Source organism: Microbacterium sp. TW_SC_2 (genome assembly GCF_055361165.1).
On sequence record NZ_CM143952.1, the window covers coordinates 351389 to 363441 of the forward strand.

Annotated in this window: 11 protein-coding genes; 7 read left to right on the forward strand and 4 right to left on the reverse strand. The window is 72.1% G+C overall.

Features of this window, described 5'->3' with window-relative positions:
* The first annotated feature begins 1 nt into the window (after position 1).
* Genes ACWA14_RS01745 through ACWA14_RS01755 form a run of 3 tightly spaced genes read left to right on the forward strand, consistent with a single transcriptional unit; the run spans position 2 to position 4076 of the window.
* Positions 2 to 802 carry a putative hydro-lyase gene (locus ACWA14_RS01745; protein ID WP_463795729.1) on the forward strand — a complete coding sequence of 267 codons (801 nt, stop codon included), beginning with the start codon at positions 2 to 4 and terminating at the stop codon, positions 800 to 802.
* On the forward strand, positions 802 to 2370 hold the full coding sequence (locus tag ACWA14_RS01750) for a 5-oxoprolinase subunit B/C family protein (protein ID WP_463795730.1): 1569 nt from the start codon (positions 802 to 804) through the stop codon (positions 2368 to 2370). The genes ACWA14_RS01745 and ACWA14_RS01750 overlap by 1 nt, the downstream gene beginning before the upstream one ends.
* A complete protein-coding gene (locus tag ACWA14_RS01755; RefSeq protein ID WP_463795731.1) occupies positions 2367 to 4076 on the forward strand; it encodes an acetyl/propionyl/methylcrotonyl-CoA carboxylase subunit alpha in 1710 nt (569 codons plus the stop codon). Before ACWA14_RS01750 ends, ACWA14_RS01755 begins: the two co-directional genes overlap by 4 nt.
* 136 nt (positions 4077 to 4212) lie before the next feature.
* On the opposite strand, the gene ACWA14_RS01760 is transcribed toward ACWA14_RS01755, so the two are convergent.
* A complete protein-coding gene (locus ACWA14_RS01760; RefSeq protein ID WP_463795732.1) occupies positions 4213 to 5568 on the reverse strand; it encodes a uracil-xanthine permease family protein in 1356 nt (451 codons plus the stop codon).
* 211 nt (positions 5569 to 5779) lie between these two features.
* Positions 5780 to 6658: a phosphoribosylaminoimidazolesuccinocarboxamide synthase gene (locus tag ACWA14_RS01765; RefSeq protein WP_463795733.1), complete on the reverse strand. Its 879-nt coding sequence runs from the start codon at positions 6656 to 6658 to the stop codon at positions 5780 to 5782.
* 117 nt (positions 6659 to 6775) lie between these two features.
* Between ACWA14_RS01765 and ACWA14_RS01770 the strand changes: the two genes are divergently transcribed.
* The 4 genes from ACWA14_RS01770 (at position 6776) to ACWA14_RS01785 (ending at position 9821) form a co-directional block, all read left to right on the forward strand.
* Positions 6776 to 6991 carry a hypervirulence associated TUDOR domain-containing protein gene (locus tag ACWA14_RS01770; RefSeq protein WP_463795735.1) on the forward strand — a complete coding sequence of 72 codons (216 nt, stop codon included), beginning with the start codon at positions 6776 to 6778 and terminating at the stop codon, positions 6989 to 6991.
* A gap of 72 nt (positions 6992 to 7063) precedes the next feature.
* Positions 7064 to 7690, forward strand: a complete 627-nt coding sequence (locus ACWA14_RS01775; protein WP_463795736.1) for a PadR family transcriptional regulator — start codon at positions 7064 to 7066, stop codon at positions 7688 to 7690.
* The gene (locus tag ACWA14_RS01780; protein WP_463795738.1) at positions 7687 to 9234 is read left to right on the forward strand and encodes a DHA2 family efflux MFS transporter permease subunit; all 1548 of its coding nucleotides are present in this window, start codon (positions 7687 to 7689) and stop codon (positions 9232 to 9234) included. Before ACWA14_RS01775 ends, ACWA14_RS01780 begins: the two co-directional genes overlap by 4 nt.
* A gap of 56 nt (positions 9235 to 9290) precedes the next feature.
* A complete protein-coding gene (locus ACWA14_RS01785; RefSeq protein WP_463795741.1) occupies positions 9291 to 9821 on the forward strand; it encodes a GNAT family N-acetyltransferase in 531 nt (176 codons plus the stop codon).
* Positions 9822 to 9906: 85 nt separating this feature from the next.
* Here ACWA14_RS01785 and purD read toward each other — a convergent pair whose 3' ends face one another.
* A complete protein-coding gene (gene purD, locus ACWA14_RS01790) occupies positions 9907 to 11181 on the reverse strand; it encodes a phosphoribosylamine--glycine ligase (RefSeq protein WP_463795742.1) in 1275 nt (424 codons plus the stop codon).
* A gap of 65 nt (positions 11182 to 11246) precedes the next feature.
* Positions 11247 to 11918, reverse strand: a complete 672-nt coding sequence (locus ACWA14_RS01795; RefSeq protein ID WP_463795743.1) for an NUDIX hydrolase — start codon at positions 11916 to 11918, stop codon at positions 11247 to 11249.
* Positions 11919 to 12053 lie beyond the last annotated feature (135 nt).

The following is a 12053-nucleotide window of genomic DNA, read 5'->3' on the forward strand; positions in this document are numbered from 1 at the left end:
CATGCCGGTGCTCGCCACGATCGATCAGCTCGCGGACGCCCGGGCGGCTCGGGCCGCGCACCGGGCGGGGCACGCCGCGCCCACCAGCGGGATCGCGGCCGGTCTGACGCAGGCGAACCTCATCGCGGTGCCCGCCGACTGGGCGTTCGAGACCCTGCTCTTCGCGCAACGGAACGCCAAGCCCTGCCCGGTGATCGAGGTCATCGAGGCGGGCCAGGTGGAGTCGCGGCTCGCACCCGGCAGCGACATCCGCACCGACATCGGCCGCTACCGCATCTGGCGCGACGGCGAGCTGGTCGACGAGGTCGCCGATGCGCGCGCGGCCTGGGCGGAGCAGCCCGACCTGGTCGCGTTCCTGATCGGCTGCAGCTTCACCTTCGAGAGCGGACTCGCGCAGGCCGGCATCCCGATCCGCCACCAGAAGCTCGGACGCAACGTGCCGATGTACCGCACCGCCGTGCCGTGCGCGCCGGCGGGTCGGCTCCGCGGCGAGATGGTGGTCTCGATGCGCCCCATCCCCGCCGATCGGGTGGCGGATGCCGTGCAGATCTCGGGTCGCACCCCGGCCGTGCACGGCGCTCCCGTGCACATCGGCGACCCGGCATCCCTCGGCATCACCGACCTCTCGCGGCCCGACTTCGGCGATGCCCCCGAGGTGCGCGACGGCGAGGTGCCGGTCTTCTGGGCCTGCGGCGTGACCCCCCAGGCCGCGATCATGGCCTCGAAGCCGCCGTTCGCCGTGACGCACGCCCCCGGCTACATGTTCGTCACCGACGTGCCCGACGCGGAGTACCTGGTCTGATGCGCATCCTCACGGCATCCGATCGGGCCCTGCTCGTCGAGGCGTCCGACCTCGACGAGGCGATGCGCCTGAACCGCGCGTGGGACGGCGTGCCCGGCGTCGTCGAACGCATCCCCGGGGCGCGCACCGTGCTGGTGCGCTTCGACCCGCTGCGGGTCTCGGCGTCCGCCCTCGCGCGCGTGCTCGCGGAGACCGAGGTCGACGCCGAACAGCTGGTGCGCACCGGGCAGGTCACCGTGCCCGTCCGCTACGACGGGGAGGACCTCGCGGAGGCCGCCTCGGCGCTCGGCGTCTCGGCGGAGGAGCTCGTGAACCGCCACCTCGCCGCCGAATGGCAGGTCGCGTTCTCGGGCTTCGCGCCCGGCTTCGGATACGTCGTGAGCGACGATCCCCTGTTCCAGGTGCCCCGCCGCTCGTCTCCCCGCACCCGGGTGCCGGCCGGGGCGGTCGCGCTCGCCGGGCAGTTCACCGGTGTGTACCCGCGCGAGAGCCCCGGCGGCTGGCAGCTGATCGGTCACACCGAGGCCGTGATGTGGGACATCGACCGCGACCCGCCGGCCCTGCTGTCCCCGGGGTCGCAGGTGCGATTCGACCGCGTCCGCGCACAGGCGCGCCTCGCGGAGGAGGCCGCCGCACCCGCCCCCGCCCCCGACTCCCTCCCGGCGCCGACGGCCGAACCCGCCGCGCGGTCCGTCGAGGTCGTGCGCCCCTCGCTGCAGATGCTGGTGCAGGATGCCGGGCGCCCGGGATTCGCGGCGCTCGGCGTCGCGGCATCCGGGGTCGCCGACCGCCGGGCGATGCGCGACGCGAACCGCGCCGTCGGAAACCACGCCACCGCCGCAGTGATCGAGAGCGTCGGGGGAGCGGTGCTGCGCTTCCGCGGCCCCGGCGTCGCCGCCGTCGCGGGTGCCGTCGCCCCGCTCACCCTGACGGATGCGGACGGCACCGTCCGCTCCGTGGCGCACGGGGAGCCCTTCGCCACGGTCGAGGGCGACGAGCTCACCCTCGCCCACCCCGATCGCGGGCTGCGTTTCGTGATCGCCGTGCGCGGCGGGCTCGACGCGGCATCCGCGCTGGGCAGCCGGGCCAGCGACACACTGGCCGGGCTCGGCCCCGCGCCCCTCGCGGCCGGTGCCGTCATCCGCGTCGGCGACGATGCGCCGTTCTGCGTCGAGCCCGAGGCCGTCCCGCGCCCGCTCCCGGCCTCCGGCGATCTCGTCGAGCTGGAGATCACGCTCGGCCCGCGCGACGACTGGTTCACGGAGGCGGCCGTCATCGCGCTCACCGATCAGGAGTGGGCGGTCACCCCGCGCTCCGACCGGGTCGGCATCCGCCTGCAGGGAGACGTTCCCCTGGCGCGCTCCCTCCCCGGGGAACTGCCGAGCGAGGGTGCCGTGACCGGGGCGATCCAGGTGCCGCCCGACGGCCAGCCGGTCCTGTTCCTGCCCGACCACCCGCTCACCGGCGGCTACCCGATCATCGGCGCCGTCACCGACCGGAGCCTCGACCTCGCCGGTCAGCTGCCGCCGGGCGCGCGTCTGCGTTTCATCGTCAAGGAGACCTCATGAAGAAGGTGTTGATCGCCAATCGCGGCGAGATCGCGGTGCGGATCATCCGTGCCTGCGCCGAGGCCGGGTACACCTCGGTCGCCGTGTACGCCGACCAGGATGCCGACGCGCTGCACGTGCGCCTCGCGGACGAGGCGGTGGGACTGGGCGGCGACACCGCTGCGACCACCTACCTCTCGAGCGACGCGCTGTGCGATGCCGCCCGCCGGGTCGGCGCGGATGCCGTCCACCCCGGGTACGGGTTCCTCTCCGAGAGCGCCGCGTTCGCGCGGGCCGTGGAGGGCGCTGGTCTGGTGTGGATCGGTCCCTCGCCCGAGAGCATCGACGCGCTCGGCGACAAGATGACCGCACGCCGCATCGCGCAGCAGGTGGGAGCACCACTGGCGGCGGGCACCAACGAGCCCCTGGCAGGGCCGGACGAGGCCGTCGCGTTCGCGGAGCAGCACGGGCTCCCGATCGCGATCAAGGCCGCCTTCGGTGGAGGAGGGCGCGGGCTGAAGGTCGTGCGCGAGCTGACCGAGGTCGCCGAGGCGTTCGACGCGGCCACCCGGGAGGCGATCGCCGCGTTCGGCCGCGGGGAGTGCTTCGTCGAGCGGTTCCTCGAGAGCCCTCGGCACATCGAGGTGCAGGTGCTGGGCGACGGCATCGGCGGCGTCGTCGTGGTCGGCGACCGCGACTGCTCGATGCAGCGCCGCAACCAGAAGCTGATCGAGGAGGCCCCGGCGCCGGGGCTGACCGTCGCGCAGCGGTCGGAGTTCCACGAGGCCGCGCGGTCGATCTGCGCCGCGGTGCGGTACCGCGGAGCCGGCACGGTGGAGTTCCTGCTCGCGGGCGACGGCACGATCTCCTTCCTGGAGGTGAACACCCGCCTGCAGGTGGAGCATCCGGTCACCGAGGAGGTCACCGGAACCGACCTGGTGCGCGAGCAGTTCCGCATCGCGTTCGGGGAGGGCATGTCGCTCTCCGAGACGCCCACGCCGGTCGGGCACGCCTTCGAGTTCCGCATCAACGCGGAGGATGCGGGGCGCGGATTCCTGCCGAGCCCCGGCCGCGTCGACATCCTGCGCGTGCCCGGCGGCCCCGGTGTGCGGTGGGACAGCGGCATCGAGGCGGGCGACGTCGTCCAGCCCGCGTTCGACTCGATGATCGCCAAGCTCATCGTGCACGCGGAGACGCGCGACGCCGCCCTCGTGCGTGCGCGGCGGGCCCTGCGCGAACTCGCGGTGGAGGGCCCGGCGACCGTCATCCCCTTCGACCGCCTCGCCCTCGACCACGCGGCCTTCGCCACCGACACCTTCGCCGTGCACACACAGTGGATCGAGAGCACGCTGCTGCCCGAGCTGGAGCCGCAGCTGCGGCCGGCGCCGGCCGCGGACACCGGTCTCCGGCGGTTCCCGGTCGAGCTCGACGGCCGTCGGATGGTGCTCGGGCTGCCCTCCGCGCTCCTCGCCGGGCTCGGTCGGCCGGCGGACGCGGCGGCGCCGGCGGCATCCGACCCTTCCGAGCTGCGCGCCCCCGCCCCCGGGACGCTCGTGCGCTGGCTCGTCGACGACGGGGCGACGGTGTCCGAGGGGGATGCGGTCGCCGTGCTCGACGCCATGAAGATGGAGACCACGGTCACCGCTCACCGCGCCGGCGTTCTGTCGCAGCGGACCGAGCTCGCCGCGGTGATCGCCGCCGACGGGGTGCTCGCCAGCATCGCCTGAGGTCGGAGCTTCCGCCGCCGCGCGGTGCACAACTCAGGAAGAATCGATCAGCTCAGGCCGAGATCGGCGTCGCGGACGCCTGTTCGAGGCGTTCTTCCTGAGTTGTGCACGGCTGTCCGCTGACGCGGGCCGCGGTCTAGGCCGGATCGCCGCCCAGCGGGCCGACCGCCTCGAGCGGCTTCGGGTCGTCGGCGCCGGTCTTGCGCGCCCGGGCGATCAGGTTGCCCACGTGGTAGATCAGCAGGGCCGCGACCGTGCCGAGCACGATACCGCCGAACGCGAAGTCGCCGAGCTGCATCGAGAAGCCCGCGATGCCGATCACGAGGGACACGGCCGCGGTGTACTGGTTGACGGGGCGGGAGAAGTCCACGCGGCTGTCGACCCAGATCTTGATGCCGATGATGCCGATCAGGCCGTAGAGCGCGGTGGTCGCCCCGCCCAGCACGCCGGCGGGGATGGAGTTGAACACCTCGCCGACCTTCGGCGAGAACGCGAGCAGGATCGCGAACAGGCCGGCGACCCAGTAGACCGCCGTCGAGTACACCCGGGTCGCGGCCATCACGCCGATGTTCTCGCCGTAGGTGGTCGTGCCGGAGCCACCGAAGCCACCCGCCAGCGTCGTGGCGACGCCGTCGGCGATCAGGGCGCGGCCGGTGTTCTTGTTGATCGAGGGATCCTCCGTCATGGAGGCGACGCCGCGCACGTGTCCGACGTTCTCAGCGACGAGCACCAGGACCACGGGCAGGAACATCGCGATCGTCGACCAGGTGCCGGGCTCCACGAAGTCGGGGAGCTGGAACACCGGGAGCCCGATCCAGGGGGCGTCGGCGATGAGCTCGGCCGGGGTCTGACCGCCCCGCAGGGCGTTCGGCACGTCGAAGGAGCCCGTGAACGCGGCGTACACGAAGCCGACCGCGACGCCGAGGAAGATCGAGATGCGTCCGAGGAAGCCGCGGAAGAGCACGGCGAACAGGATGATGGCCGCGAGCGTGATCGTGGCGGTGACGGGGTCGAGCTGGAAGTTGTTCCAGGCGGTCGGGGCCAGGTTGAACCCGATCAGGGCGACGATCGCACCGGCGACCACCGGCGGCATCAGGGCGTCGATCCAGCGGAGGCCGGCGAACTGCACCACCAGACCCACGACCGTGAGCAGGATGCCGACGGCGACCACACCGGCCAGCGCCGAGCCCGTGTTGCCCGCGGCGACGGCGGCGGTGATCGGGGCGATGAAGGCGAACGAGGAGCCGAGGTAGCTGGGCAGCCGGTTCTTCGTGATGAGCAGGAACAGGATCGTGCCGACGCCGCTGAACAGCAGCGTGGTCGACACGGGGAAGCCGGTGAGGGTCGGCACCAGGAACGTCGCGCCGAACATCGCGACGACGTGCTGCGCACCGATCGCGATCGTGGCGGGCCAGTTCAGGCGCTCTTCGGGGGTGACGACGGCGCCGGCTTCGACCGTGCGGCCGTTTCCATGGATCTTCCACACGGGCATGCGTGCTCCTGACGTTTCGGGGGAGGGGGCGGAGAGGTGCCGGAGCAACACTACCGATTCCTGAGTTTTCCCTGGGTGCCTCCGGGGCGCGCGGGCGCGACTCGTCGCGCGGGTTGCAGGAGATTCTGCGGATGGCCGGAAGGATCCGGGCCGATTCCTCCGGCATCCCGCATCTCCTCCTGCAGTTCGCGCGGAGGACGGACGCCGGGCGTCAGGCCCCGAGGCGGTCCAGCAGCTCGCGGTAGCGGTCCGCCGTGCGCTCGACGATGTCCTCGGGAACGAGCGGCGGCTCGCCCTGCTTGTCCCAGTTCGCGGCGAGCCAGTCGCGCACGATCTGCTTGTCGAAGCTGGCCATCCGCTCGGCGGGCGTCGAGCCGGTGCGCCACGACTCGGCGTCCCAGTACCGGGAGGAGTCGCTCGTGAGCACCTCGTCGGCGAGGCGCAGGGTGCCGTCGGCATCCGTGCCGAACTCGAACTTGGTGTCGGCGAGGATCAGCCCCTTCTCCTCGGCGATCGCGGCAGCGCGGGAGTAGATCGACAGCGAGGCATCGCGCAGCTCGGTCGCCCGCTCCGCACCGACCAGCTCGACGGTCTGCTCGAACGTGATGTTCTCGTCGTGCTCGCCCATCGGCGCCTTGTAGGCGGGGGTGAACAGCGGGTCCGGCAGGCGGTCGCCGTTCTGCAGGCCGATGGGGAGCGGGATGCCGCACACGGTGCCGCTCTCGGTGTACTCGGCCCAGCCCGATCCGGTGAGGTACCCGCGCACGACGCACTCGATCGGCAGCATCTCGAGCGACTGGGCGAGCATGGCGCGCTCCGCGACGGATGCGGGGATCTCGCCGTCCGCGAGGTGATTCGGCACGTCGTCGAGCTGCGCGAACCACCAGCGGCTGAGCCGGGTGAGCAGGGCGCCCTTCTGCGGGATGCCGGGGGAGAGCACGACGTCGAACGCGCTGACCCGGTCGCTCGCGACGACGAGGATGCGCGTGTCGCCCGGATCCTCGGACGCGTACAGGTCGCGGACCTTGCCCGAGTAGATGTGCCGCCAGCCGGGGATGCTCTGTGCCGTGCCTTCTGAAGGTGTGCTCACCCGCCCATTATCCCGGGTCGGCGCTCCGGCCCGACACCCAGGCGGAAGCCGTGATGTCAACCCGCACGCGCATCCGCGATCGCTGCGCGATGCTCGGGGGATCGAGATGGAGGAACCATGACGAAGGATCTGTCCACGGGCGACCGTGTGAGCTGGAACACCTCGCAGGGCCGCACGCGCGGCACGGTCGAGGAGAAGAAGACGAAGGACTTCCGGTTCGCCGACCAGGACTTCACGGCCTCGGAGGACGAACCGGCGTACATCGTCGCCTCGGAGAAGACCGGAGCGAAGGCCGCGCACAAGGGATCCGCGCTGCGCCGACTCTCCCGCTGACTCTCCGGCGCCGTTTGCCGGACCCCGCGAACAGGCGTATAGTCCACGTGGACTAATCGGAGGGAGCGGGTGATGACGAAGGACCCCGTGGACACGCTGACGCCCATGGCCGTCATGGTGCTCGCGCTGCTGCGTGAGGGCGACATGCATCCGTACGAGATGGTGCGCCTGCTGCGATCTCGCGGCGGCGATCGCCTCCTCAGCATCACCAACGGCACGCTGTACCACACGGTCGCACGGCTCGAGAAGTCCGGCCTGCTGGCCGAGATCGGAACGGACCGCGAGGGCAATCGGCCCGAGCGCACCACCTACACGCTCACGGACGCCGGCCGCGACACCGTGATGGCGTGGGTGCGGCGAGAGCTGCCCCGCATCGACCGCGAGACCGACTTCCGCCTCGCGCTCGCCGAAGCGCACAACCTCGAACGCGCCGACGTGATCGTGCTGCTCCGCGAGCGCCGGGGCGCCCTCGAAGACGCGCACGAGACGCACCGCGACGGGCTGCGCGCGGCGCGCGAGGCCGCGGTCCCGGCGCAGGTGCTCGTGGAGATCGAACGCGAGGAGGTGCTGCTCGGCGCCGAGCTGCACTGGCTCGACACCCTCCTCGCCCGCCTCGACGGCGATGACCTCCCCTGGGGTCCGTCCGCCTTCTCCGACTCCGACCGCTATCTCGCTCAGCGAAAGGCTGCACAGCAATGACCGAAACACGCCAGGCGACGGGTCCGGACACGGGCACGTTCGCCGCCGGGCAGCGTCCGAAGAGCCCGTGGCCCGCCCTGTGGGCACTCGTCATCGGCTTCTTCATGATCCTCGTCGACACCACGATCGTCTCGGTCGCGAACCCGGCGATCAAGGCCGCCCTCGATCCCGACACCAACAACCTCGACAACGTCGTGTGGGTGACGAGCGCGTACCTGCTCGCCTACGCCGTCCCGTTGCTCATCACCGGCCGTCTCGGCGATCGCTTCGGTCCGAAGAACATCTACCTGATCGGCCTCGCGGTGTTCACCCTGGCCTCCCTGTGGTGCGGTCTGTCGGGCTCGCTCGAAGGCCTGATCGCGGCCCGCGCGGTGCAGGGGCTGGGGGCGGCGTTCATGACCCCGCAGACCATGGCCGTCATCACCCGCACCTTCCCGCCGAACCGCCGGGGCGCCGCCATGGGCCTCTGGGGCGCGACCGCGGGTGTCGCGACGCTGGTCGGACCGCTGCTGGGCGGCGTGCTGGTCGACGGTCTCGGCTGGGAGTGGATCTTCTTCGTCAACCTCCCCGTCGGCGTGATCGCGTTCGTCGCGGCGTGGATCCTCGTGCCGAAGCTCGCCACGCACCCGCACCGGTTCGACATCCTCGGCGTCGTGCTCAGCGCCGCCGCGATCTTCCTCGTCGTGTTCGGCCTGCAGGAGGGCGAGAAGTACGACTGGGGCGTCATCTGGGGTCCCATCTCGGTGTGGGGCCTGATCATCGCCGGCATCGTCGTGCTCGCGCTGTTCGTCCTGCAGCAGTGGAAGACGAAGACGGAGGCCCTCGTGCCCCTCGAGCTCTTCCGCGACCGCAACTTCTCGGGGGCGAACGTCGCGATCGCGGCGGTCGGCTTCACGGTCACGAGCATGTCCCTGCCGCTGATGTTCTTCCTGCAGATCGCCCGCGGGCTGGCCCCCACGCAGGCCGCGCTCCTGATGATCCCCATGGCGGTGTTCTCGGGGGTGCTGGCCCCGCTCGCCGGCAAGATCCTCGATCGCACCGATCCGCGGCTCATCCTCATCCCCGGTCTTCTCGCCGTCGGCGCGGCGCTGTTCTGGTACTCCGCGCTGGTGAACATGGACAGTGAGCTGTGGATGTTCCTGTTCCCGTCCGCGCTGCTCGGCATCGGGTCCGCCGGCATGTGGGGACCGCTCGCGACGACGGCCACGCGGATGCTCCCGATGCGCCAGGCCGGCGCGGGCGCCGGCATCTACAACACCACCCGCACGATCGGCTCCGTGGTCGGCTCGGCCGCGATCGCGACGTTCATGCAGGCGCGGCTCGAGGCGAACCTCCCCGGAATGGGCGATGCCGCGGGATCGATCAGCTCCGGATCGCCCCTGCCCGACGCCGTCGCCGAGGGGTTCGCGGCCGCGATGTCGCAGGCGATCCTCCTGCCGGCGTGCGTGATCGGCGTGGGCCTCATCGCCTCGCTCTTCCTGCGCGGTGTGCCGAAGCAGCAGGCCCCGGCGGCCGAAGCCCCGGCATCCGCATCCGGCGCGTGAGCGTCGCGGCCCCGCCCCCTTTTGCGCGGGCGGGGCCGATCTGGTGTGCTGGGGGGATGGCCGTCCATCTCGTGCATCCGACATCCGCTCTGTTCGACAGCTGGGCCGCGGCCGTGGCGGAGTTCGGCGACGGGCACATCGACGGCGCAGGACTCACGGCGCCCGTCACCCCGGATCGGGCGACGCTCGACGAGCTCATCGCGACCGCGATCCGGCTCGGCGACACCGAGGTCGATCCGCCCGAGGGCCGGGTGCACAACGACCTGTACTGGATCGTCGATGAGGGCGAGGTCGTGGGCTTCCTCTCGTTCCGGCATGCGCTGAACGACTATCTGCGCGAGGTCGGCGGCCACATCGGATACGCGGTGCGCGAGTCGCGACGACGCCGGGGGTACGCCTCCGCGGCGCTCGGCCTCGCGCTCGAGCGGGCGCGCGAGATCGGTCTCGACCGGGTGCTGGTCACGTGCGATGACGACAACGAGGCCTCGGCGCGCACGATCGAGCGCGCCGGCGGGGTGCTGCAGGACGTACGGGATCAGTCGGAGCGCGGCCACGGCATGCTGCGCCGGTACTGGATCGCGCTCTAGCCCCGGCCACCGCCGCCGAGCGGCCCCTCTTTGCGCGCATATGAAGGGGCCGCTCGCGCACAAGGGGGTGGCTCGGCGGGCGGGGTTACTCGACGCGGGCGGCGATGTCGGTGCGGAAGTGCGAGCCGTCGAGGCTGATGCGCGCGATCGCGTCGTAGGCGTGCGCCCGGGCCGTGCGGAAGTCGGATGCCACGGCCACGACGTTCAGCACCCGCCCCCCGGTCGCGATGAGCGATCCGCCGGGTGCGTCGGGCGCGGCGGTGGCGGCGTGCACGATGCGGACGCCCTCGACGGACGCGGCATCCGCCAGCCCCTCGATCGGACGGCCGGTCTGCGGCGCCTCGGGGTAGCCCTCGCTCGCCAGCACCACGCTGATCGCGACGTCATCGCTGAACACCGGCTCCGGCTGGTCCTCGAGGGTTCCGGATGCCGCGGCGAAGAGCAGCTCCGACAGCGGGGTGACCAGGCGGGGGAGCACGATCTGGGTCTCGGGGTCGCCGAAGCGCGCGTTGAACTCGATCACGCGCACGCCGGCGGGCGTGAGGATGAGTCCGGCGTAGAGCAGGCCGATGAACGGGGTGCCCTCGGCGTCGAGCTGACGGATCACGGGGAGGGCCACGTCGCGCGTGACCTCGGCGACGAACTCCTGCTCGCCGCCGAACTGCTCGGCGAGCCAGGGCAACGGCGAGTACGCCCCCATGCCGCCCGTGTTGGGCCCGGCGTCACCGTCGAGCGCGCGCTTGAAGTCCTGGGCGGGGCTGAGCGCGCGAACGGTGTCGCCGTCGCTCAGGAAGAACAGCGAGACCTCGGGGCCGGAGAGGAACTCCTCCACGAGCACGGGTCCCGTGGGCAGGTAGCGCTCGGCGTGCGCGAGAGCCTCGGCGCGGTCCGAGGTCACGATGACGCCCTTGCCGGCGGCGAGCCCGTCGGCCTTCACGACGTGCGGGGCGCCGAGGTCGTCGAATGCGGCTTCGACCTCGGCGATCGTGGTCGCCCGGGCGGCGCGGCCGGTCGGAACACCGGCTTCGTCCATGATCCGCTTGGCGAACGACTTCGATCCCTCGAGCTGGGCCGCCGCCTTGCCCGGACCGAACACGGGGATGCCGCGGGCGCGCAGGGCGTCGGCGACGCCGGCGACGAGTGGCGCCTCCGGGCCGATGACGACGAGATCCACCGCGTGCTCGTTGGCGTACTCGGCGACCGCGCCCCCGTCGAGCGGGTCGACCGCGACCGGCGTGGCATCCTGCGCGATGCCGGCATTGCCGGGAGCCACGAGGATCTCGTGCTCCGTCTGCTCTGCCCGCAGGGCGAGGATGATCGCGTGCTCACGGGCACCGGAACCGAGGACGAGAATCTTCACCCGTCCAGACTACCGAGGGTCGCGGTCGGGGTGTCCGTGCGCGTGTGGCAGTGGTCCGAGGCGACTCAGACCGGACGCTCGTCCGCGGCGTCCCAGGGAATCGTCCACCCGGCGGCGTCGAACAGGCCGCTGAGCACCATCGCGGTGAAGCCCCACACGATCGTGCCGTCGACGTCGAACGCGGGGGCACGGAACGTCAGATCTCCGTACCTGCGCACCGAGGTGTAACGGGTGGCGGGGTCGAGCAGCTGGGCGACCGGCACGCGGAACACCTCCACGGTCTCGGCGTGATCGACCGCGGCGACCCGCGACGGCGTGCGCCACCACCCGAGCACCGGCGTCACCCGGTGGTTGCTCGCGGCGAGCGGGATCTCCGGCAGGGTCGCCAGGACCTCGACGCCGGAGGGATCGAGTCCGGTCTCCTCCTCCGCTTCGCGGAGCGCGGTGGCCACGGCATCCGCGTCGTCGGGCTCGGCGCGGCCGCCGGGGAACGACACCTGACCGGGGTGCGACGACAGCGTCTCGGCCCGACGCTGCAGCAGCACATCGAGGTCACGCGCGACAGGGGCCACGGCGGTCGGCGCGGGGATGCTGTCCAGCACGCCGAACAGGATCAGCACGGAGGCGTCGTGCGCCGAGTCCGGGTCGGCGAGCGCCGGGAAGGGCCCGCCCCAGGAATGCTCGGACACCGCGGCGATCAGCTCGGCGCGGGCGCCTTCCGGATGCTGCGTGCTCATGATCCGAGCCTAGGCCTGCCGCGTGCGGGCGGGCGCTTCCCTCGGAGCTGTGCGCTCCACGCGGTCGAATCCGGGCGAGCGGGCCGCGCGAGGCGCACATCTCCGAGCGAGGTGCACGGCGGCGGCGTACCCTGA